This window comes from Rhizobium sp. SRDI943 (assembly GCF_057653695.1).
This window is the reverse complement of the sequence record NZ_CM172787.1, coordinates 2,882,930-2,905,676: the sequence shown is the minus strand read 5'-3', so window position 1 is coordinate 2,905,676 and position 22,747 is coordinate 2,882,930. Positions and strand designations below refer to the sequence as shown.

The 22,747-nt window shown below is 61.1% G+C and carries 20 protein-coding genes and 1 other RNA gene; 13 read left to right on the top strand and 8 right to left on the bottom strand.

The genetic code is table 11. The annotated features are described in order from the left end of the window. The first annotated feature begins 123 nt into the window (after positions 1–123). The 4 genes from AC245Y_RS15000 (at position 124) to metF (ending at position 4,710) form a co-directional block, all read left to right on the top strand. Positions 124–864, top strand: a complete 741-nt coding sequence (locus tag AC245Y_RS15000) for a ribonuclease T2 family protein (protein ID WP_017994734.1) — start codon at positions 124–126, stop codon at positions 862–864. A gap of 98 nt (positions 865–962) precedes the next feature. Further along, a complete protein-coding gene (ettA, locus tag AC245Y_RS14995; protein ID WP_012758311.1) occupies positions 963–2,612 on the top strand; it encodes an energy-dependent translational throttle protein EttA in 1,650 nt (549 codons plus the stop codon). A 162-nt stretch (positions 2,613–2,774) separates the two neighbouring features. Further along, a complete protein-coding gene (locus tag AC245Y_RS14990) occupies positions 2,775–3,800 on the top strand; it encodes an ArsR/SmtB family transcription factor (protein ID WP_012758310.1) in 1,026 nt (341 codons plus the stop codon). 1 nt (position 3,801) lies between these two features. After that, entirely contained in the window at positions 3,802–4,710 is a 909-nt protein-coding gene (gene metF / locus AC245Y_RS14985; RefSeq protein WP_017994733.1) for a methylenetetrahydrofolate reductase [NAD(P)H], read from the top strand. Positions 4,711–5,190: 480 nt separating this feature from the next. Here the strand turns inward: metF and AC245Y_RS14980 are convergent, their stop codons facing one another. The 5 genes from AC245Y_RS14980 to AC245Y_RS14960 form a co-directional block, all read right to left on the bottom strand. After that, entirely contained in the window at positions 5,191–6,096 is a 906-nt protein-coding gene (locus AC245Y_RS14980) for a DMT family transporter (protein ID WP_012758308.1), read from the bottom strand. A gap of 104 nt (positions 6,097–6,200) precedes the next feature. Then, positions 6,201–7,418 (bottom strand): lytic murein transglycosylase, encoded by a 1,218-nt coding sequence (locus AC245Y_RS14975; RefSeq protein ID WP_017994732.1) that lies wholly within the window; start codon positions 7,416–7,418, stop codon positions 6,201–6,203. Between the two features lie 83 nt (positions 7,419–7,501). Next, complete coding sequence (locus AC245Y_RS14970; protein ID WP_017994731.1) at positions 7,502–8,299, bottom strand: glycoside hydrolase family 25 protein; 798 nt, start codon at positions 8,297–8,299, stop codon at positions 7,502–7,504. Positions 8,300–8,424: 125 nt separating this feature from the next. Next, entirely contained in the window at positions 8,425–9,099 is a 675-nt protein-coding gene (locus AC245Y_RS14965) for a class I SAM-dependent methyltransferase (RefSeq protein ID WP_017994730.1), read from the bottom strand. Beyond that, a complete protein-coding gene (locus tag AC245Y_RS14960; RefSeq protein WP_012758304.1) occupies positions 9,096–10,340 on the bottom strand; it encodes a BtaA family protein in 1,245 nt (414 codons plus the stop codon). Before AC245Y_RS14960 ends, AC245Y_RS14965 begins: the two co-directional genes overlap by 4 nt. A 218-nt stretch (positions 10,341–10,558) precedes the next feature. On the opposite strand from AC245Y_RS14960, the gene AC245Y_RS14955 reads away from it, so the two are divergent. Beyond that, the gene (locus tag AC245Y_RS14955; RefSeq protein WP_017994729.1) at positions 10,559–11,980 is read left to right on the top strand and encodes a serine hydrolase domain-containing protein; all 1,422 of its coding nucleotides are present in this window, start codon (positions 10,559–10,561) and stop codon (positions 11,978–11,980) included. 44 nt (positions 11,981–12,024) lie between these two features. On the opposite strand, the gene AC245Y_RS14950 is transcribed toward AC245Y_RS14955, so the two are convergent. The 3 genes from AC245Y_RS14950 to AC245Y_RS14940 all read right to left on the bottom strand — a co-directional run bounded on the left by AC245Y_RS14950 (position 12,025) and on the right by AC245Y_RS14940 (position 14,974). Further along, complete coding sequence (locus AC245Y_RS14950) at positions 12,025–12,954, bottom strand: lytic transglycosylase domain-containing protein (protein WP_017994728.1); 930 nt, start codon at positions 12,952–12,954, stop codon at positions 12,025–12,027. A 115-nt stretch (positions 12,955–13,069) separates the two neighbouring features. Next, complete coding sequence (locus AC245Y_RS14945) at positions 13,070–13,705, bottom strand: LysE family translocator (protein ID WP_017994727.1); 636 nt, start codon at positions 13,703–13,705, stop codon at positions 13,070–13,072. A 57-nt stretch (positions 13,706–13,762) separates the two neighbouring features. Next, positions 13,763–14,974, bottom strand: a complete 1,212-nt coding sequence (locus tag AC245Y_RS14940) for a pyrophosphate--fructose-6-phosphate 1-phosphotransferase (RefSeq protein ID WP_017994726.1) — start codon at positions 14,972–14,974, stop codon at positions 13,763–13,765. 410 nt (positions 14,975–15,384) lie between these two features. On the opposite strand from AC245Y_RS14940, the gene AC245Y_RS14935 reads away from it, so the two are divergent. From AC245Y_RS14935 to rsmH, 8 genes are all read left to right on the top strand, one after another. After that, the gene (locus AC245Y_RS14935; protein WP_003561040.1) at positions 15,385–16,092 is read left to right on the top strand and encodes a J domain-containing protein; all 708 of its coding nucleotides are present in this window, start codon (positions 15,385–15,387) and stop codon (positions 16,090–16,092) included. Next, positions 16,089–16,850, top strand: a complete 762-nt coding sequence (locus AC245Y_RS14930) for an N-acetylmuramoyl-L-alanine amidase (RefSeq protein ID WP_012758299.1) — start codon at positions 16,089–16,091, stop codon at positions 16,848–16,850. Before AC245Y_RS14935 ends, AC245Y_RS14930 begins: the two co-directional genes overlap by 4 nt. Before the next feature lie 262 nt (positions 16,851–17,112). Next, a complete protein-coding gene (locus tag AC245Y_RS14925; protein ID WP_012758298.1) occupies positions 17,113–17,733 on the top strand; it encodes a lytic transglycosylase domain-containing protein in 621 nt (206 codons plus the stop codon). Positions 17,734–17,812: 79 nt separating this feature from the next. Next, positions 17,813–19,006, top strand: a complete 1,194-nt coding sequence (locus AC245Y_RS14920) for an NAD(P)/FAD-dependent oxidoreductase (RefSeq protein WP_012758297.1) — start codon at positions 17,813–17,815, stop codon at positions 19,004–19,006. Between the two features lie 103 nt (positions 19,007–19,109). After that, entirely contained in the window at positions 19,110–20,285 is a 1,176-nt protein-coding gene (locus tag AC245Y_RS14915; RefSeq protein ID WP_017994725.1) for an NAD(P)/FAD-dependent oxidoreductase, read from the top strand. Between the two features lie 157 nt (positions 20,286–20,442). Continuing rightward, positions 20,443–20,840: RNase P RNA component class A (gene rnpB / locus AC245Y_RS14910), an RNA gene on the top strand. 426 nt (positions 20,841–21,266) lie between these two features. Further along, positions 21,267–21,704: a division/cell wall cluster transcriptional repressor MraZ gene (mraZ, locus tag AC245Y_RS14905; protein WP_026157427.1), complete on the top strand. Its 438-nt coding sequence runs from the start codon at positions 21,267–21,269 to the stop codon at positions 21,702–21,704. Between the two features lie 17 nt (positions 21,705–21,721). After that, complete coding sequence (gene rsmH, locus AC245Y_RS14900; RefSeq protein WP_017994723.1) at positions 21,722–22,747, top strand: 16S rRNA (cytosine(1402)-N(4))-methyltransferase RsmH; 1,026 nt, start codon at positions 21,722–21,724, stop codon at positions 22,745–22,747.

Sequence of the window (22,747 nt, the reverse complement as noted above, 5' to 3'; positions counted from 1 at the left end):
GGTAATTGCAACATGGGCATTTGATTATCTGATAACAATTTGCGGCCTTGTTGCGATTCAGGGTTGCGGCCTTTTAATTTTGATGCTTATTTGTTCCTGTATTGTTCTTTTTTGGGGGTTGAAATGAGCAGCATGCAGTTGCGTACCTTGACGTTTGCCGTGTCGATGGTTGTTGCCGGCGCCGGCGTGGCGCAGGAGGCCGGCGGGCGCACCCGCTTCATTCTGGCGGCGAGCTGGCAGCCGGCCTTTTGTCAGACGAACCAGAAGAAAGCCGAGTGTGCGAGCCAGACCGGCGAGCGCCCCGACGCGACGAACTTTTCGTTGCACGGACTTTGGCCGATGCGGCAGGATTATTGCGGCGTGAGCGCCGAGCAGAAGGCCGCCGACAAGGATGGCGACTGGAACAAGCTGCCGGAGGTCACGCTTGCGGCGGAGACGCAGGCGGCGCTCGCAAAGGCGATGCCCGGCACGCAGTCCGGCCTGGAACGGCATGAGTGGGTGAAGCACGGCACCTGCACGAAGATGAGCGCCGACGACTATTTCGGCGTCGGCGTGCACCTCGTGGGCGCACTCAACGCGTCGGCCGTGCGCGATCTCTTCGCTGCCAATATCGGCAAACCGGTCAAGGCCGAAGCGATCAAGGCGGCTTTCGACAAGAGCTTCGGGCCGGGTGCCGGCGATCGTGTCAAGATGAGCTGCCGGCGGGCCGGCAATATCAGGATGATCAGCGAGCTGACGATCGGGCTTTCGGAAGCAGCCGGGGCGGCATCGGCGAAAAGTGCCGGGCTTGCCGATCTGATCCAGGGCGCTGGAAAAACGTCGTTCGGCTGCGACGAGGGCGTCGTCGACGCTGCGGGCTTTTGACCGGAATTCCTGAGTAAACCGGGTTTCGGCGTTGCCCGGAGGCGCTGTTTCGCCTACATAGCGGCACAATCAAAGTTTCCCGCCCGGAGCAGCGCAGCATGGCACGTCAGTTCATCTATCATATGTCCGGCCTCAACAAGGCCTATGGCAACAAGAAGATCCTGGAGAATATCCACCTTTCGTTCTACCCCGATGCCAAGATCGGTATCCTCGGTCCGAACGGCGCGGGTAAATCCACCGTACTGCGCATCATCGCGGGCCAGGACAAGGAGTATACCGGCGAAGCCTGGCTCGCCGAAGGTGCGACGGTCGGCTACCTCGAGCAGGAGCCGCACCTCGATGCAAACAAGACGGTGTTCGAGAACGTCATGGAAGGCGTTGCCTCGAAGACGGCTGTCCTCGATCGCTACAATGAATTGATGATGAACTATTCCGATGAGACGGCGGAAGAGGGCGCCAAGCTTCAGGACGTCATCGACAGCCAGAACCTCTGGGATCTGGAAAGCCAGGTCGAAATGGCGATGGAAGCGCTACGCTGCCCGCCGCGTGACGCCGATGTCACCAGCCTTTCGGGTGGTGAGCGACGCCGTGTCGCGCTCTGCCGCCTGCTGCTTTCGCAGCCGGATCTGCTGCTGCTCGACGAACCGACCAACCACCTGGACGCCGAAACCATCGCCTGGCTCGAAAAACATCTGCGCGACTATCCGGGCGCCGTGATGATGATTACCCACGATCGCTACTTCCTGGACAACGTCACCGGCTGGATCCTCGAACTCGACCGCGGCCGTGGCATTCCCTACGAAGGCAACTATTCGGCCTACCTGCAGGCGAAAGCCAAGCGGATGCTGCAGGAAAGCCGCGAAGATGCATCGCGCCAGAAGGCGATCAGCCGCGAACAGGAATGGATCGCGTCCAGCCCGAAAGCCCGTCAGGCCAAGTCCAAGGCGCGTATCAAGTCCTACGAGCAGTTGGTGGATGCCGCCGAGAAGCAGCGTCCCGGCGACGCACAGATCATCATCCCGGTCAGCGAGCGCCTCGGCCAGGTGGTCATCGAGATGGACGGCATCACCAAGGGCTTCGAGGGCCGCACGCTGATCAACGACCTGTCGATCAAGCTGCCGCCAGGCGGCATCGTCGGCATCATCGGCCCGAACGGCGCCGGTAAGACGACGCTATTCAGGATGATCACTGGCCAGGAAACGCCGGATGGCGGTTCGATCCGCATCGGCGAGACCGTGCATCTCGGTTATGTCGACCAGAGCCGTGACACCCTTGCGGCCGACAAGACGGTCTGGGAGGAAATCTCCGGCGGCGCCGAAATCATCAAGCTCGGCAAGTTCGACATGAACTCCCGTGCCTATTGCGGCGCCTTCAACTTCAAGGGCGGCGACCAGCAGCAGAAGGTCGGCAATCTCTCTGGTGGTCAGCGCAACCGTGTTCACCTTGCCAAGATGCTGAAGGCCGGCGGCAACGTTCTGCTGCTCGACGAACCGACCAACGACCTCGATACGGAAACGCTGGGTGCCTTGGAAAACGCGCTGGAGAACTTTGCCGGCTGCGCCATCATCATCAGCCACGATCGCATGTTTCTCGACCGTCTGGCGACGCATATCCTGGCTTTCGAAGGCGACGGCCATGTCGAATGGTTCGAAGGCAACTTCGAGGATTATGAACAGGACAAGGTTCGCCGTCTCGGCCCCGACGCCCTCAACCCGGGCAGCCAGGCTCACAAGCGCCTGACCCGCTGATTTCACTCATTTTTGCTTGCGGAAGCCCCGGTTCGGCCGGGGCTTTTTCATGTCGCGCCTTGTCGCAATCTGAGCAGCCAATTTCGCGGAGAGTGCGAATTGCCGCTTGCCACCGCTTTTCAAATCACATAAAGATATCTTTATATCTTGATTGGATCGAAGATGAGCGAACCCTTGAAGCTTGGACTGGATGCGCTGGTGGACGTCTTGAAGGCGGCCGGCGAGCCCACGCGCTTGCGTCTTCTGGCGCTTCTTGACGGCGGCGATCTGACGGTGACCGATCTTACCGAAATTCTCGGCCAATCCCAGCCCCGCATCTCCCGCCACCTGAAGCTGCTCGGCGAGGCCGAACTGATCGAACGCTACCAGGAGGGCGCCTGGGCGTATTTCCGCCTCAAGCAGGACGGTAAGGCAGCCATGCTGGTGCGGGCGTTGCTGAAGCATGTTTCCGAGAACGATCCGACCATCCTTCGCGACGGCGAGCGGCTTTCGCTGGTCAAGCGCCAGCGCGCCGAGCGGGCACAGGCCTATTTCAGCCGCAACGCGGCCGAATGGGACGAACTTCGCCGCCTGCATGCGGCCGATGAGGAGGTCGACGCTGCCGTCATCCGGCTGCTCGGCAGCCAGCCGATCGACTCGCTGCTCGATCTCGGTACCGGCACCGGCCGCATCCTCGAACTCCTGTCCGGGCTCTACCGCAGGGCGACCGGCGTCGATGCCAGCCGCGACATGCTGAGCGTGGCCCGCGCCAATCTCGACAAGTCCCGCATCACCAAGGCCACCGTGCGGCACGCCGATATCCTGAACCTGCCTTTCGAGGGACAGGACTTCGATCTGGTGACGATCCATCAGGTGCTGCATTTCTTCGATCAGCCGGAGATTGCGATCGCGGAAGCGGCGCGCATGCTCCGGCCGGGCGGCCGGCTCGTGGTCATCGACCTTGCGCCGCACACGCTCGAATATCTCCGCGGCGAGCATGCGCATGTCCGTCTCGGTTTTTCGCACCAGGCGATGTCCGACTGGTTACGCAAGGCCGGGCTCGACGTCGAGCAGGTCGTCGATCTTCATCCGGGTCAGCAAAGCGGGCAGGGGTTGACGGTCACCGTCTGGCTCGCGCGCGATCCGAGGCGCCTCATGGCTTCGCAGACGAGCGAAGGCGCCGAACCTACATTTGCCGGGAGGGTATAACATGGCTTTGAAAAACGAAGTGCGCGGCCGCAACATCAGGGTCTCCTTCGAATTCTTCCCGCCGAAATCGGAGGAGATGGAAGGGCAGCTCTGGCATACCGTCAGCCAGTTGCAGGACTGGGACCCGGATTTCGTGTCGGTGACCTATGGCGCCGGCGGCACCACCAGAGCGCCGACGCTGACCACCGTCACGCGGTTCCTGTCGCAGACGCCGCTTGCCACCGCCTCGCATCTCACCTGCGTCGGCGCGACCAAGGAAGAGACGCATCAGGTGGTCGACACGTTCCGCAAAGCCGGTGTGACGCATTTCGTGGCGCTGCGCGGCGATGCGCCCGGTGGTGCCGGCGTGCCCTACCAGCCGCATCCCGGCGGATATGCCAATGCGGCGGAGCTGGTGGCCGGCCTGAAGGAAATCGGCGATTTCGAGATTTCGGTTTCCGCCTATCCGGAAAAACACCCGGAGAGCCGCGATACGGCGGCCGATATCGACATGCTGAAGCGCAAGGCCGACAATGGCGCCGACCGGGCACTGACGCAGTTCTTCTTCGACAACGACAATTTCGAGCGCTACCTGGAGCGGGTGCGCGGCGCCGGCATCTCGATCCCTGTCGTGCCCGGCATCATGCCGATCCAGAACCTGACGCAGCTGAAGCGCTTCGCCGGGGCCTGCGGCACTGTTATCCCCGCCTTTCTCGACGAGCGCTTTGCAGGCTTCGACGACAAGCCCGAGGAGCGGGCGAAGGTCGCCGCCGAAGTCGCTGCCGAACAGATCGAAGATCTCGTCCGGCGCGGCATCCACGACTTCCATCTCTATACGATGAACCGTGCGCCGCTGGTTTCCGCCGTGCTCGACAATCTCGGCCTCTCCCGCCCCCGCCGCGAAACAAAAAGTGCTGGCGCTGCCGCCTGATCTTTGCGCGTCTGAAGGACACGCGGCGCTGTAAAAGTGAAAAGCGCATGTCGGGCGGGACATGCGCTTTTTCGTTGGCGGATTGATCAGCTATTCAGGAGTTTAGGCACTATCAGTCATCAGACTTTCGTCGGCCAGCTCAGATGAAGAGCATGGACAAGACGAAAGCAAACGCTGCACTGACCAACAGAACATTCAAGGATTGCGTGAGTCCCATGTCTGTCTCCTCGCGTTAACCGGCCAATAATATGTCTGAAATATGTCGGTTGGGAAGCAGATCTTATGCTGCGCTGCAGAAGGGTTCGGTGGATAAGTCGAATAGTGCTCTCGCAAGCTTTTGAAATAAATCGATAATTCTCAACAAATTTTTGTTCACACAATTTAACATGCCGTTAAATCAGGCGATTGCGTATTTACCTATGCGCCCAAAACATGGCGGGATCGCAACCGGTTGAAAACATGTGGAATTCGCAACCGGCTTTAGGCGGCCTTGGCCAGCAGGCGATAGGCGCGGCCGTCGAGAATGACGAGGCCGAAACCGATCAGCGCCATGCCGGCAAACTCGCTCAGGGCCAGCCTTTCGCCGAGGAAGAGCACGCCGAGAAGGATGGCGCTCGGCGGCACCAGCAGGGTGACGAGCGAGGCATTGGTGGCGCCGGCCGTTGCCATGATCCGGAAATAGAGGATGTAGCCGAAGGCGGTCGACAGCAGCGCCAGTGCCAGGATGGCGAGGAGGGCATCGAGCGGCGGTGCGGCAAGCGCCCAGGGGCGATCGGCCAGCAGCGACAGCGGCAGCGCAATCAGCGAAGAGGCGGTCAACTGGCCGGCTGCGGTAACAGGGGCGGGAACATTCTTGAAGCGTTTTCCGTAAGTGGCGGCGAAACCATAGGAGATCGCAGCAAGCACGGGAAGAAGCAGCGCCCAGAGCGGGGCTTCGCCACCGGCCGACATGCCGGGGCCGATCAGCACGATCGTTCCGGCCAGGCCGACCAGGCAGCCGGCGATCTTTGCCGGCGACAGCTTCTCGTCTGAGGTGAAGTAGTTGGCGATCAGCACGGTCCAGATCGGTGTCGTCGCATTCAGGATCGCCGCAAGACCGGCGCCGATGCGGGTCTGGCCGAAGAAGATCAGCGCATGCGGCAGGGCATTGTTGATGAGCCCGAGGATCAGGAATTCGCGCCAGCGGGCTTTGAGGATCGCATAGAAGTCGAAGCGGCCGGCGATATAGATATGCAGCGCCAGCGCTGCGAGCAGCAGCCTGAAGAAGACGAGGGTCAGCGGCGGCACGTGCTGGACGGCGATGCGGGCAAAGAAGAATGAGCCGCCCCAGATCAAGCCGAGCAGGACCAGCAGACCCCAGGTCCAGGCATTCATCCTGCTGTCCACGCCGATTCCTCCACCGCAAGCCGCTCGCTTGATGCTTTAGCGCAGGCGGCGAACGGCGCCACCCGTTTCTTGCGAAGCGAGCGGCGGCAGGGTGTCAGCTGGGATCAGAGGGCGTTGAGGAGGGCAGGCGTCGCCCAGCCGTCGGCCGGCATGCCGAGGCGCTGCTGTTCCTTCTGGATCGCGACACGTGTGCCGGAGCCGAGGATGCCGTCGATCTCGCCGACATCATGGCCGAGCGACTGCAGTTTGGTCTGCAGCGCCTTCATCTGGTCGCTGGCAAGCCCTTGTTCCGGCACGCCCTTGAGATAGGGTTCGGCGCCCGAAAGGCGTGTCCCGAAATAGGCGGCCGAGGTCGTGTAGATGAACGACTTGTTCCATTCGAGATAGATCTTGAAATTGGGATAGGCGATAAAAGCCGGTCCCATGCGGCCTTGTGGCAGAACGAGATCGCCTTCCAAGTTGCCGAAGGCGGTATTGCCGTCGCGCGGCTTGACGCCGAGCGCGAACCATTCTCCCGCTTTCATCGTGCCGCCAAGACCGGACTTCTCAAAGGGCAGGTTATCGGGCACGGTCACTTCCTGCAGCCAGGGCTGTCCGCGCTCGAAGCCGAGATGCTGGATGAATTTCGCCGCCGTCAGGATGGCGTCCGGGCCGCTCTGCTTCAGGCGGATATGACCGTCACCGTCGCCATCCATGCCATAGGCGATGATGTCGCGCGGCAGCATCTGCACCTGGCCGATCTCGCCGGCCCAGGCGCCGGTATTGGTGGTGGGGTCGAGGTCGCCGTGCTGAACCATCTCGACGAGGGCGATCAGCTGCGGGCGGAAGAGTTCCGGGCGGCGGCAGTCATGCGACAGCGTCACCAGGGCGTTGCGGGTGTTGAAATCACCCTGGACGGCGCCGAAATCGGTTTCCATCGCCCAGAAGGCGGTGATGACGCCCGGGGGGACGCCGAATTCCTGCTCGGCGCGGGCAAAGACGTCGGCATATTGCTTCATCTTCTGGCGGCCGATGTCGAGGCGGGCCTGGCTGACGGTGCGCTGGGAGAATTCGAGGAAGGTCTGCTTGAAGACACCCTGGGCACGGTCGCGGCTCAGGACCTTGGGGTCGATCTCGGCGCCGGCGAACGCCTCGTCGGCGGCTGCCGCACTGGCGCCGGCTGCGACTGCGTCTTTCTTGACACCTTCGAGGAAGGCGGACAGATCGCCGCCGCAGGGTGCGGCCGGGGCTGCGTCAGGCGCCTGCTGGGCGGCCGCGCCGCCGGCGAGGGCAAGCGCAAACAGGAGGGCGAGTGCAGAGCGGCTTGCGAGCGAGCGGTGCATTGGATGCGGTCCTTATATCAAAAAGATTTCCCGTCGCTTTCACAGATGAATGTGACGGAAGCAAGAAACATCGCAGGACGTTACTAAGAATTTCTATCCTTGGAAACGGCTGCGACCCAATTGTTCCAGTTCTTTGCACTGCCGGCAAAGACATTGATATCGGTCGGACCGCTGATGCCGGGAATGACGCCGGTCGAGGTATATTGCCAGAAGGCCCAGCGGCGGTCGGAATAGGTTACCTCGGGGTGTTTCGCCACCGAACGAACCCAGAAATGATAATCTTGGAAGTAGCCGGCGAGATTTTCGCGGTGGAAATCGACCGAGGTATAAATGATCGGGCGCTTGCCGTAATAGGCTTCCAACCGGTCCATGAAACGCTGCATTTCGGCGCGCACCGTTTCAGCGTCGGGGCGGTAGCGGCAGGTCTTCGATTCGGCGTTCCATTCGACGTCGAGCACCGGCGGCAGGCGCATGGCCTCCTTCGGTACGTTGCGGATGAACCAGTCGGCCTGCTGATCGGCCGAAGAGCAGAAATAATAGAAATGATAGGGAGCGTGCGGGATGCCGGCGGCGCGGGCTTCGCGCCAGTATTCGTCGAAGCGCGGATCGACCCTGTCCTTGCCTTCGGTTGCCTTGATGAAGGCGAAAGCGACACCGGAATTCTTCACCGTGCCCCAGTCGATATCGCCTTGCCATTTGGAAATATCGATGCCGTGGACCTGGTTCTGCTGCGGATGCTTCGGACCGAAATCCTGCGGATCGGTATCCTTGAAGCGCGTCTTCGGCTTGATCGACGCCGTTTCGAGGTAGTCATAACCGGAGGAACTGCAACCGGCCAGCATGATGGCCAGGGGCAAAACGCAAAACAAAAGCCGGCGCATGGGCGTCCCGTCGTAGCTCGAATGATCTCTTTGCCCCACAACCTGACCTTCGAAAAAGACGAGTCAGCAGAGGATAACCCTCTTTTCACCATATCAACGTAAAAAATCGGTTAGTTTCAAGCGAATTATGAGCGCTTGCTGATAATAGCTGCCCGCCAGGCATAACCGCCGCCGACGGCATCGAACACCAATGTCGCGTTGTTTTCATGGGCTTGCGCTTCCAGGACCTCGCGCAGATCGGGGCGCGGGGTGACGTGGAATTTCGCAAGCCAGGACTGCAGCATGCGCCGGAACCAGCCCGGCAAGCCTTCCTGCTGGCCGAAATCGACAATGTGCAGTTGGCCGCCGGGATTGAGTGCGGCGATCGAAGCATCGACGGCGCGCTCCCAGTCCGGGATCATCGACAAGGCATAGGAGATCAGGATGCGGTCGAAGCCGCTGACGCCGAATTCATGCGGTGTGAATGCCGTGGCGTCGGCGACGCGGAATTCCGGGATCGTCGCCTTGGTGGCGAAGGTCTTGCGTGCCGAAATCAGCATCTCCTGGGAAATGTCGAGGCCGAACAGCTTGGCGGTCGGGAAATGCCTGTGGGCGAAGGCCATGTTGCGCCCGGTGCCGCAGCCGACTTCCAGAAGGCTGCCGCCTTCGGCCACGTCGAGATTACGGATCGTGCTGTCGCGGCCGAGAAGATAATATTTGCGGGTCAGGTCGTAGATGTGCCGCTGGTAGCGGTACATGCCATCCATGAGGCTGGCATGTTGGTCGCTCTGTCCTGCCGTCTCAGTACCGACCTTGCTCACGCCTTCTTCCCGTAGATGTGGAAGCCGCCGTAGATTGCCGAGCGATCGAGCGCAGTCAGTTCACGCGACTTTTCCTCGAAGTAATCCCATTGGCCGCGGATCGCCGGAGCCAGGCGGCCTTCGATGATGCTCTTTTCGGCGGCGGTGCGGAAGATCACGCGGGCGCCTTCGCGCGCCGTGCGGGTGATTTCCGTCCAGACGTCGTTCAGCTGCTCGTCCGTCATCCAGTCCTGCGCGTCGAGCAGAATGTAGCGGTCGCGCGAGGCGGCCGGCTCGCGGGCCAGAAGCTCGGTGAAGCTTGCGTGGTGAACGTTGACGCGGTCGACATTGGCGCGGATCACCTGATAGTGCTCCGACTTCAGATAGGTCGGCAGCGGGCCCTCCGCTTCGGTGCCGTAACGGCGGCCGAAGGCCTGCCAGGCGAAATAATTGTCGCTCATCGGGAAATGACAGGCGAGCTTTTCCAGGCGATGCTTCAGCACCGGTGCGATCGAATGATCGGCGGCAAGGCTTGCGAGTTCGTCATATTGCTGCGGCGGAATGCCGAGGCCGAAGAGCGAGCTCTTACGGCCGGTAATCCAGCGCACGACCGGCTTTTCGAAGAGCGGCGCGATCTGCTCGTCGAAGAACTGGCGCTGCTCGCGGATCGAGCGGGTCTTGGTCATCTCGCGCAGTTTGACGCCATGCAGGCGGGCAAGAAGGTGGGCCGCGCCGATGAAGCGGCCGAGCAGACCCGTTTCGTAAATGTTGCGATCGAAAACGGTGACGCGGCGGCGGCCGAACTTGCGGCCGTTCCAGTAGCTGCGGGTTGCCTCATCGAGGCGGGCGGCAAGATGCTGGTCGTAGGCACGGCTGTTCGACTTCTCGTTCGGCATTGCCAGGAAGCGGACGAGATCGGCGTGACCTGGAAGATGTTTGAAGGCGGCAAGCTTCAGGCGGTTCAGCGCGATGTGGTGCGGGTTGAGATCGACGACGTCGATCGAGGCCGGCGCCTTGGAGAGATAGGCGAGCATGTTGCAGCCGCCGGAGCCGATGGTAACGATGCGATGATTGGGCTTCAGCTCCATCGCCTGCATGTCGAGATCCGGATCCTCCCAGATCTGCGGATAGACGAGGCCGGAGAAAAGAAGGCCGAAGAGACGCTCGGAAAAGCCATCCTTCGAAAAGGCCTTATGGCGGAGAAGGGCATCCTTGAGTTTCCGGTTCTTGCGGAAGCCGGCATCCGGTGCAAATTCTGACATGAGTCTGTCACCTTTTTAGCGTTCAGGGCGTGTAGCGCGCCTCTGCTACAGTTTGATGACGCGGGCTGTGGGGAGCCGTTCCTGGGAGGCTTCGGCCTCCTCCGGAGAGCGACCGGAATGGCACTCCTGGGAAAGTGATCGGGACGATGGTCCTTCTTCGCTTCGGCCCCTTTCCGGCGCGTGTGATTCCTGCTTCTCTCCCGGCATGGAGGAATGCCATGCGATTTGTCCTGCGTATCCTGAAGGCGTTTGCTCTCCTTCTCGTTCTCCTCGTCATCACTGCCGCCGGCTGGCTCTTCATCCGGCCGCCGGAACTGCTCAGCGTCGGCGACGGTTATGCCGCCAAGATCGTCTGCTCCAACGTGTTCATCGCCGGCCGGGAGGCGGAGGATGTGCTCCATGACGACGTCCAGGCGCCTGGAAATCCGCTACTGCGGCTGGTGCGTGTCAGCGTCGACCCCGACAACGATCGCGTGACGGCGCGCTTCATGGGACTGTTTGCGCCGAGTTATGCGCTCTATCGCGGCGCTTTCGGCTGCACGAGCGTCCCGGACGGCAATTTCGAGGCGGCTGCGAAGGCAGCGCCCTTCGATCCGCCGGCCAAAATGCAGGCGAATGACGCCTTGTGGCCGGAGGGCGAGGGGACCGGCAATCCGGCGGACGGGAAGATCGCCGCGCTGCTTGCCGATGCCGGAATTGCCGGCCCGGCAATGCGGGCGATCGTGGTGGTGCGCAATGGTCGCATCGTCGCTGAGGCCTATGGCCCCGGCTTCTCGGCGAAGACGCCGTTGATCGGCTGGTCGATGACGAAGACCGTGAATGCGGCAGTCCTCGGCCGGCTGATGCTTGGCGGCAAGGTCTCCTTCGACGATGATAACCTGTTGGCGCAGTGGAAGAACGATGCGCGCGCCAGAATCAAGGTTTCCGATCTGCTCGGCATGGAGAGCGGCCTTGCCTTTAACGAAGACTATGGCGACGTCGCCGATGTCACGCGCATGCTCTATCTCGATACCGACATGGTATCGCTGCCGGCCAATGCACCGATGGAGGCAGCGCCCGGCCAACGCTTCCGCTATTCTAGCGGCACGGCCGTGCTGCTCTCGCGCATCTGGATGGACAGGGTCGGCAATGCTCAGGCGGCTTTTTCCTATCCGCACGACGCGTTGTTTGCCCCGCTCGGCATGACGAGCGCCGTATTCGAACTCGATGCGCGCGGCACGTTTGCCGGAAGCTCCTATCTTTATGCGACGGCGCATGACTGGGCGCGCTTTGGGCAGTTCCTGCTGCAAGACGGCGTGTGGAACGGACAGCGACTGTTGCCGGAGGGTTTTGTCGGCGCCATGCGCACCCCGACGGCGGCTTCAAACGGCCGGTATACGCAGGGCCAAGCCTGGCTAGCACCCGGCGGCTCGAGCGCTGAGGCCGGGCTGCCTGAGGATACGTTCTGGCTGACGGGCCACGATGGGCAGAGCGTGGCGATCGTGCCTTCCGCCAATCTGGTGGTCGTCAGGCTTGGCCTGACACCGAGCCGGCTCGACTACCAGCCCCAGACGCTGTTGAAGGCGATCCTGACGGCCCTGCCGCAATCGGGCGCGCAACAGCAGGCCGGATCGCAACGACAAGCCCAGCCGCAGCCATAGGCCGCCGTTTCAGCCGTCACCCCTGTTTCAGAAATTGCCCGGTTTCAGTAGTTGCCTTGGGCGATGTCGGTCATGCCCTTGCGCTTGGCATCGTAATAATAACCGCGCGCGTAAAGGCGAACGGCGTCGTCTTCCTTACTGTCGGAGACGAGCCAGGCGCCGCGCAGATATTTCGCGGCATATTTGATGTTGGTCTCGGCATCGAAGAGGCCGCCCGGGGCACCGCCGTAGCCCATGGACTTGGCGGTGTTGTACTTGATCTGCATCAGGCCGAAATAGCCGCGCTTGTTGTAGGCCTTGGCATTATAGCGGCTCTCGCGATGGACGACGCGATGGAGCAGGGTCTCGGGAATTTCGTAGATTTTCGAATATTTCTGGATGAGCTTGGTGACAAAGCTCTTCTCGACGGTCGGCGCATCGTCTCTGTCGTCGTCGCTGAACATCGGCGGCGCCGTCGGCGGATCGATCGGCCCGGATTCGTCGAAACCGTAGTCCATACTGGCGCGCGGCGTGGTGTCGACGGCGGCAAGTGCTGCAAGCGCGCTGTTTTGCGGTGTCGCGGCAAAGGCAAGCTGCGTCGTCGGCTGGGCCGGCGTTCCCGGACGCGGCGTCGGCACGACGGACTGGATCGCCGTCATTTCCGGCGTCAGCGGGATCTGCGCATAGGCCGTCGGCTGCATGGTAAGATCGCCAGGCTGAGAGGCTGTCACGGCCGGCATCGCTGTTGCGGTCAGAGAAGGGGATGCCTGGGGAATGGTGGCCCCTGCCACCGCCTGACCGGCTGCGCCTTCGGCTGTCGGGATCGCGGCGAGTGTTGCATCTTCACCGGGTTTCGGCATCGGAACGACGGTCTGGGCGGCTGTCAGTTCGGCTTGGGACGTATACTCGACGCTCGTGCATCCCGTCATCACGCCGCAGAGTATCGTCGAGACGACAAGACTGCGTTTCAGGCCGGATAATCCGATCGCTACCATTCCGCCACTTTCATGAAATCGCGCCGCCCCGGCAGCGTATAAAAGTTACCAAAAGCCTAAGCCCCTGGTGACCCCATTAACCTATTCGTGGCATTCCGGCAACCACGGAATATTACTAGGCTGCAATACGGCGATACCCGGCCGTTACGGCCCCTGCAGCGATCAGTAGAGTGCCGCCGGTGCGGTTTACGGCGCGCTGGACGCTCGCCTTGCGAATCAGTCCGCGCGCGCTATGGGCGAGAAAGGCGTAGGTGGAAGCGTTGAGGATCGCCAGCACGAGGAAGGTCGCTTCCATGATCGCCATCTGCCCGACGAAGGGCAGGGCCGGATTGAGGAACTGCGGCACGAAGGCGACGAAGAAGATGATGCTCTTCGGATTGAGGGCGGTGACGACATAGGCGTGGAGGAAGATCTTCAGGGACTTCTCCTCCGGCAGGTTGTCGTTGTCGGCAACCGGTTCGCCGATGATAGGAGCCCGCCAGAGCTTGATTCCCAGCCAGATCAGATAGGCGCCGCCGATCCACTTCAAGACGGTGAAGAGGGTCGCGGAGGCGGCCAGAACGGCGCCGAGACCGAAGAGGGAAGCCGTCATCGCCGTGAAGTCACCAAGCGCCACGCCGCCCACCGTCGCGAACGCCGTCCTGCGTCCATGACCGAGCGCATAGGAAACGACGAGCAGTATCGTCGGCCCCGGTATGGCCAGCATGATGGCGGATGCGGCCGCAAAAGCGAGCCAAGCTTCAAGTGACATGGTGTCTCCTCCTATTCCTCAGGAACAAGCAAAGACATCATATTAACCATCCGTCAATCACGCTTCTTTGTATTTCTGGCCTATATTGTCCATGACTTCGGCAAACCATGCCGTCGAAAGGTCAAAAGCCTTGCCGCCCTTGATGCGCGGGAATTCTATAGTGCGCAATTTACCGTTCTGGCCTTCATCATGGCCGGTGACGCCGGAGACTTTATTGAGCGCACTTTCGACGGCAAGATCGACCATGCTCTGGATCAGCCTGAGGTCATCGCCGTTAGCGGGCGCCGAGCGGGCGAAATAGCCCGATTTCTGCACCAGGGAACGCTCGGCGTCGAGCAGATTGGCGAACTGCTTCTGGAACCAGCCGCCGACATTGATCGTGTCGATTTTCACATGGCCGAAAGCATCGCGCTTGACGGTCTCGCCGGCGGCTTCGCGCTCGGCGACGATGGCGTCGAGGCAGGCGCCTTCCGAGACGAAGACGGTGGCGTGGCCGTTACGATCCATGCTTTCCTTCAGCCGGGCGGCCTCGGCGTCGAGGTCGAAGGCCATCTCAGGCAGGTAGACGGCGTCGATGCTCTTCAGGTGCGCGTCCATCATCAGACCGTCGACATACTGGTTGCGGCTGGTGCGCTGGAGATAGGCGCGGGCGGTGGCGGCCGTCAGCCAGCCGCAATGGCGGCCCATGACTTCATGGATGACGAGGGTGCGGGGGGCAGCCGTCTGCTCGTTGCCGACATTGTCGAAGAAATGCGCGCCAACTTCGGCGGCCGTCCAGGCGCCGAGCGACTGGCGGATCGGCACGACGTCGTTGTCGACAGTCTTCGGCAGGCCGACGACGGTGAGGTCGTAGCCGTTGGCGGCGAGGTAGGCGGCAAGGTCGGCGGCCGTGGTGTTGGTGTCGTCTCCGCCGATCGTGTGGAGAATGGTGATGCCGTCATTGGCGAGGCGTTCGGCGGCGACCCGCAGCGGGTTCTCGCCTTCCTTGACCAAGCCGCGCTTGACGCAGTCGGCGGCATTGGTGAGCTTGACGCGGCTATTGCCGATCGGCGAGCCGCCGTAGCGGTGCAGAAGCGGCGCCTTTTCGCGCATCGCGCGGTTGATCTCGATGCTGTCGCCGAGGAGCACACCCTGGTAGCCCGACTTGTAGGCGACGATTTCGAGCTCGGGCGCGACATCGCTATAGCGTTCGATGAGGCCGCCGACGGCGGATGAAAGACAGGGCGCCAGGCCTCCGGCGGTCAGCATTGCGACTTTCTGTTTGGCCATGATCCCTCCTACGGTGTTTCGGTGCGGCAGCGTTAGCTAGCGCATGGATGCGGCAGGGAAAGGGCCCTGTAAAGTAAAGAATTTACGAAAAATGCGCCACTCTGCCGTGTCGGACCGCTAAGGCGACGGGAAGTGCTGATATAATCGTTTCAGGCCCGGTCTACGCGACGGGAATTCCCATGGAAATTTCCGTCGCGCGCGCTGGAACCAGGTGCCAGGGCAATGCCGGCGACCGCCGGCCATGCCCTCATGCGAGATGAAAGTGGGCGTGATGAATCGTTTGCTGCGGTGCGACAATTACCAAATCGTGAAAACTGTGTTCGGCCCTACGACCAATAGTCGCCTTGCAAAGGCTACGATTCTTTGGTCAAGCTGTTTCTCTATAAGTTGACAAGTGTGTGAGATTTTCGATGTCCTTCTGGGAAAAACTGTTGAATGCCATTGGCAATACCGCAGGCAATGCGCTGTCTGCGGTGGTCGAGGCTATCCGCACGGTTTTTGAAGGCGATCCCGAGACCCGGCGTAAGGTGGCTTTCTCCGTGGCGATCATCGCTCTGTCGGCCAAGATGGCCAAGGCCGACGGGATCGTCAGCGAGAAGGAGGTCGAAGCCTTCCGCGAAATCTTCGAGTTTCCGCAGGATCAGGCGAAGAATGTCGCCAGGCTTTACAACCTCGCGCGGCAGGACGTCGCCGGCTACGAAGCCTATGCCGAACGGCTCTCCACGCTCTGCGTTACCTGTGCGGCCAATTGCCCAGTGTTGGAAGACGTGCTCGACGGCCTCTTCCACATCGCCAAGGCCGACGGGCTGATTCACGAAAAGGAACTGAATTTCCTGCGCCATATCGGCGAGATCTTTCAGATGAGCGAGACCCGCTTCGAGCAGATTGCCGCCCGCCACGTCTCGTCCGGCGGCGATCCCTACAAGGTGCTCGGCGTCTCGCCTTCGGATGATTTCCCGACCATCCGCCGCCGTTACCACGGCCTCGTCAGCGAACATCATCCCGATCGGTTGATCTCGCGTGGCGTGCCGAAGGAATTCCATGTGATCGCCAATGAGCGCATGGCGGCGCTGAACGCGGCCTATGAGGCGATCGAGAAGGAACGCCGCGCAGCATGACCTCTTTCGAGGCCGACTGCAGAAGCGCGCGCGTGCAGCCTTCGCCGAACCATGGCGAGCGGGCGGACGGGCGCCGTCCCGACATGATCCTGCTGCACTATACCGGCATGCCGACGGCAGATGGTGCGCTCGACTGGCTCTCTCGCGCCGAGAGCCAGGTTTCCAGCCATTATTTCGTGCATGAGAATGGCGAGGTGGTGCAGCTCGTGCCGGAAATGCGGCGTGCCTGGCATGCGGGAAAAAGCAACTGGCACGGCGAGACCGATATCAATTCGCTGTCGATCGGCATCGAGATCGCCAATGCCGGCCACCCCGGCGGGCTCCCTGATTATCCGAAAGAGCAGATCGCCGCGGTCATTGAATTGTGTCGCGACTGTGTCAAACGTTGGTCGATCGTGCCGGAACGGGTGCTCGGGCATTCCGATGTCGCCCCGATCCGCAAGGTCGATCCGGGCGAGAAATTTCCCTGGGCCGAGCTCCACCGGGCTGGCATCGGGCACTGGGTCGAGCCGGCAACGATCACCGGCGGGCGCTTCTTCCAGCGCGGCGATACAGGCCAGCCTGTCGAGGCGCTGCAGTCGATGCTGTCGCTCTATGGTTACGGCACTGAAATCACGGGCGAATTCTCCGAAAAAACGGCAGGCGACGTGGAAGCTTTCCAGCGGCATTTTCGGCCCGAACGGATAGATGGCATCGCCGATTTCTCGACGATCGACACGTTGCACCGGCTGCTGTCGGCTTTGCCGCGTTATTCCTGATTCCTCGACAATTGCTGAAACGCCGAATTTCGCACTGCAGCGCGAAATTCGGCCTGCCACATCATTTCCCTATTATCTCCTCATTGCGATGGTCTAAGAACGTCCGCCAAGGGGTGCTCGGGGTTGTTTTCGAGTTAAACCACGGGCGCTATGTGAAATGATAAGAATTACCGTGAATTCCGATCGATCCTTGATCTGGTATTCATTATGACAGCGAGGCGCGCCGTCCGGAAATTCTTTGGGTCGGAGTGTTCAAGACTACATGAGAAAACTGATTGTTGTTGCTGCAACATGCGTTGGCATGGTGCTGGCGGGAAATAGCTTTGCCTTTGCGAATGATTGGGGTGTGCGAGCCGATGCGTCGGTGAAGAAAGTCGAGCGTCCTTCGAAGAAGACAGAGCGTCCGTTGAAGAAAGCGGAGCGTTCGGTCAAGTCGGCGAAGCGTCCGCTCAAGACGGCGGAACGCCCGCTGAAGACGGTCGAGCGCCAGAGCGGTTATGCCGTCGCCATTGTTTCCGGCAATTCCTATTCCGCACTGATCAGCAAATATGCGAACCAATATGATGTACCGGTTGCGCTTGCGACCGCGGTCATCCGCATCGAAAGCAATTTCAATCCGAATGCGCGCGGCAGCCACGGTGAAATCGGCCTGATGCAGATAAAGCCTGCAACTGCCCGCATGATGGGCTATTCCGGCAGCGCCAAGGGCCTGTTCGATCCGGAAACGAACATCAAGTACGGCATGAAATATCTGGCTGCCGCCCATGATCTCGGTGGTGGCGAGACCTGCAACACCATCCTCAAATACAATGCCGGCCATGGCGCCACGCGCATGAACCCGGTGTCCAAGTCCTATTGCGGCAAGGTTCTGGCAATGCTCTGAGCCTGAAGCGATTATCCCTGACAAGCTGGATGATTCAAAATGATTGCCATGGTATCGCTGGAATTTAGCGAGGTGGGATATGGCAGTCGATTTCAGGTTCATCATCATCGGACGCGGCATGATGGGTGCAGCCGCCGCACGGCATCTCTCCTCGATGGCCGACGGCGTTGCACTGATCGGCCCGCGTGAGCCGGAGGAGCGCAAGGCCCATCACGGCGTCTTCGCCAGCCATTACGACGAAGCGCGCATCACCCGCACCTTCGACGGCAATCTTGCGTGGGGAGCCTTCGCCGCCCGCGCGCTTGACCGCTACCGAGAGATCGAGGCAAAGAGCGGCATCTCCTTCTATTCGGAGGTCGGCTGCCTCTTTGCCGGTCCAGCGCCAGAGAGCGAGCAGGACTATATCGAAAGGGCGCTGACGGTTGGCCGGACGCTCGGCAGCGATATCGAGATCATCGCGCCGTCTGAACTCGGTCAACGTTTTCCCTATCTTGCCGTCGATCCCGATTTCACAGGATATTTCGAGCGCAAGCGCGCCGGCCACATCAACCCGCGGGCGCTGGTGCGCGCGCAGGCAAAGCTTGCCGAACAGGGCGGCGTCTCGCTGATCGAGGCGACCGCAACATCGGTGCGTGATGCGGGTTCTCATGTCGAGGTAACGGCCGGCGACAGAAGCTACAGCGCCGAGCGCGTGCTGGTCGCCGCTGGCGGTTTCAGTAATTTCCATGCCCTGCTGCCGCGTCCCGTCGATATCAGGGTCATGGCGCGAACGGTCGCCTTCTACGAGATCGGCGAACGCGAGATGGCGATCTTCGGCGATATGCCGTCGACGATCGTGCTCGGTGACCGGGAAGAGGATCACATCTATATCCTGCCGCCGGTGCGTTATCCCGACGGCAAGACCTATCTGAAACTCGGTGGCGACACCGAGGCGCTTTTCTTCGGCAGGCTGGAGGATGCCGGCGCGTGGTTCCGTTCCGACGGCAGTGCTGCCGAGCGTGAGCATCTCTCGGGTGTCGCCCTGCAACTGATGCCGGAGCTTGCCGGTTGCCCGGTCACCTCAGCGCCTTGCGTGGCGAATTTCACGCCGACCGGTTATCCCTATGCCGGATTTACGCAGTCGCCACGCATCGCGGTGCTGACCGGCGGCAATTTTGTCGCGGCAAAATCCTCCGACGAACTCGGGCGGTTGGGAGCGGTGCTTCTTGCGGAAGGACGGCTCGGTGATGAGGATTTTGGTGGCGAGTTGATGCCCGTCTTCGCTGCTGCATGATTCCATAAATCGGATTTATTTCAGGAATTATTCAGCAATTCAAAGTGTTACAGCGTCTTTTGCGCGTCTGAAAAGATGCACTGTATTGTTTAGAGGAGGCTGCATGGCAGTCGATTTCAAATATATTGTCGTCGGCCGTGGGCTGATGGGGGCAGCGGCGGCGCGGCATCTGGCGCGGCAAGCGGATGGTGTCGCGGTGATCGGGCCGGACGAGCCTACCGACCGCAAGGCGCATCAGGGCGTCTTCGCCAGCCATTACGACGAGGGGCGCATTACCCGTACCATCGATCCCGACCGCAACTGGGCGCTGCTCGCCAACCGTTCGATCAGCCGTTATGGCGAGATCGCCCGCGACAGCGGCATCGATTTCTATCGCGAGGTCGGCTGCGTCGTCGTGGCGCCGACGGGCGGCGATTATATCGAGAAGACCCGGCGGGCTGCCGTTTCGCTCGGCGTCGAGGCCAGCCTGCTCGACGAGCAGGGGCTGAAGGCTGCCTTTCCCTTCTTCGCCTTTCCCGATGGGGGCACGGGCGTCTTCGAGGCGAGGGGGGCCGGCCACATCAGTCCGCGCAAGCTTGTGAAAGCCCAATCGCTGCTGGCGGAAAAGGCAGGCGCCACTGTCATCCGCGATCATGTCGTTTCGATCCGCAGCGAAGGTGGATCGGCTGTCGTTGAGACGGCCGGTGGCCTGACCTATCGCGTTGAAAAGGTGCTGCTGGCGGCAGGCGGATTTTCCATTGCGGAGAATCTGTTGCCACAGCCCGTTGCCATGACGGTTTATGCCCGGACCGTGACGCTTTTCGAGGTAAGCGATGCCGATGCGGCGCGCCTAGCCACGATGCCGTCACTCATTCTCAGGGCGCCCGGCATCGAAATCTACCTGCTGCCGCCGATCCGCTATCCCGACGGCAAATTCTACCTGAAGATCGGCGGCGATCCTGACGATCTGGCGCTCAACGGCGACACGGACATGCGCGCATGGTTCAAGACCGAGGGGCGCGATACGGTGCGCGCGCATCTCAAACGCATCGTTGAAGGTCTCTTGCCCGATATCGTGCCGCTTTCGATTTCGACGGCCGCCTGCGTCGTGTCGTATACGGAAAGCGGCTATCCGATGATCGGCTATAGCTCATCGCCCGAGATCGCGGTGTTGACGGGCTGCGCCGGCACGTCGGCCAAGAGCTCGGACGAAATCGGCCGGCTTGGGGCCGAGCTGCTTTTGTCAGGCGGAATCGGCGAACAGGGCTACTCGACGGATTTCACACCGCAATTTCGCTAGAGCATTTCCGTTTTTCTCCGAATCACGGAAGTGCTCCCTGTTTTTATTCTTACGCAATTCCGGCAGCAAAACCGCTGCGCAGTTTTGCTGGAATTGCTCTAGGTGATATCATTTATTTCGATAGCAATTGCGATCTCTCTCGTTTATGGGAGCCCTGCCAGTTGGCTGGGCAGCCGCGCTTTACCAATGCCGAAAGGCGGTAGGGTGAGGAAAGTCCGGGCTCCACGGAAACACGGTGCCGGATAACGTCCGGCGAGGGCGACCTCAGGGAAAGTGCCACAGAAAGCAAACCGCCTGTCATGACAGGTAAGGGTGAAAGGGTGGGGTAAGAGCCCACCGCATGTCCGGCAACGGAAATGGCACGGTAAACCCCACCGGGAGCAAGACCGAATAGGGATGACGTGGCGGGCCGAAAGGCCTTCCGGCCGGTTTCCAGGCCAGTTATCCGGGTGGGTTGCGTGAGGCAGCGTGCGAACGCTGTCCCAGAGGAATGGCTGCCACGTTCCGGTTCACGCCGGAGCCATACAGAACCCGGCTTACAGGCCAACTGGCGATTAACTCTTGTGGCGCGACAAAACCCCGAATCCAGAGATCGTTTCGAGATAAGTCACTGGAATCGAACGCTTTCAAGCGGGCGCTGATGCACCCCTCCGGCGGAAATTCTTTTTGCGGAAACGTGGTTGCGCGCCTCTTGCGAGAGAGTGATCCTAACCCTTTGTTAAACTTAACGGGTTATAAATTTTTGATCATGCGTCCACTGCAAAATGGCCGCATCCCATTGACGCCCATATGGTCCCATGCTATCCCAAATGCGCACTGCACCAGGGCAATCACCTGCCCATTCATCGCAAAGCAAAGGCGTCTTCCTCTCCGGAAGCGTCGGAGGGGTTTTTGCTCATCCGGCTTGCGAAGCTGTGCCTGATATCGGGAGTTTCGGGCGTCTTTTGGTCCGGATCCCTGCGGGAACGGATGTTTCGTGTCATGAGCCGCTTCCTTTCGAACGCGACCAACAGGATCGATGCCAAGGGCAGGGTTTCCGTGCCTTCGGCGTTCCGTTCCGTGCTGGCGCAGCGCAATGTTCAGGAGCTCTATTGCTTCCAGGACTTTGTGTTTCCGGCGGTCAGCGTCGGCGGTCCGGATCTTCTCGAAAGATTCGAACGGCAGATTGCTGCGGAGGATCCGTTTTCGCCGGATGCGAACGAGATGTCGCTTCTCATTCATGGAGGCGGGGTCTTCATGAAGCTCGACGCCGAGGGGCGGCTGATGGTCACGGATTTCATTCGCGGCTTCACCGGCATCTCGGACGAAGTGACCTTTGTCGGTCGGGCGGATCATTTTCAGCTCTGGCAGCCGCAGGCTTTTGTGGCCGCACAGGCGCAGGCACGAGGGGAGCGCAAGCTGGCGGGCAAGCGTTCCTGAAAGAACGAGGGAACGGAATGGTGGCGAATCCTGGCGGAGGTTCAACTGATGCCGGTGGCGGACCGGTTCGTCACATTCCTGTTCTTCTCGCTGAAGTCCTTGCGGCATTGGCGCCTGCGCCCGGCAAGCTCATCCTCGACGGTACATTCGGTGCGGGCGGTTACAGTTCGGCCATCCTTGCTGCCGGCGCCGAGGTGATTGCGCTCGACCGCGATCCGACGGCGATTGCGGCTGGCCAAGCGATGGTCGCCGCCCATGGCGGTCGTTTCAAGCTTGTTCATTCGCAATTCTCGCATCTTGCCGATCATGCGCCGCAAGGCGGGCTCGACGGCGTCGTGCTTGATATCGGCGTCTCCTCCATGCAGATCGACGAGGCTGAGCGTGGCTTCTCCTTCCAGAAGAATGGACCGCTTGACATGCGCATGTCGGCCGAGGGCGTTTCGGCCGCCGATGTCGTCAACCGCGCCAAGGTCGCCGATCTCATCCGCATCTTCCATTTTCTCGGCGAGGAAAGCCAGGCGCCGCGCATCGCCCATGCGATCGAGAAGCGCCGCGCCGAAAAGCCATTTGAAACGACCCGCGATCTCGCCGGTCTCATCGAGCTCGTTACACCGCGCAAGATGAAGGACAAGATCCATCCGGCAACGCGGGTCTTCCAGGCATTGCGCATCTTCGTCAACGACGAGCTCGGCGAACTGGCGCAGGCGCTGTTTGCGGCAGAAGCGGCGCTGAAACCCGGCGGGCGGCTCGTCGCCGTCACCTTTCATTCGCTCGAAGACCGCATCGTCAAGAAATTCTTCTCCGATCGCGCCGGCAAGGCGTCGGGCTCGCGGCATCTGCCGGTCGCGCATGAGCGGGCGGCAACCTTTGCGGCGATCGGCAAGCCGATGGTTTCGGCAAGCGAGGCGGAGGCGGAGATCAATCCGCGCGCCCGCTCTGCCAAGCTGCGCGCCGGCCTGAGGACGGACGCTGCCGCCGAGGCCGCGGATATGTCGCTCTTCGGGTTTCCCAATCTTGCCAGTCTCGGAAAGCTTGGAGGTTGA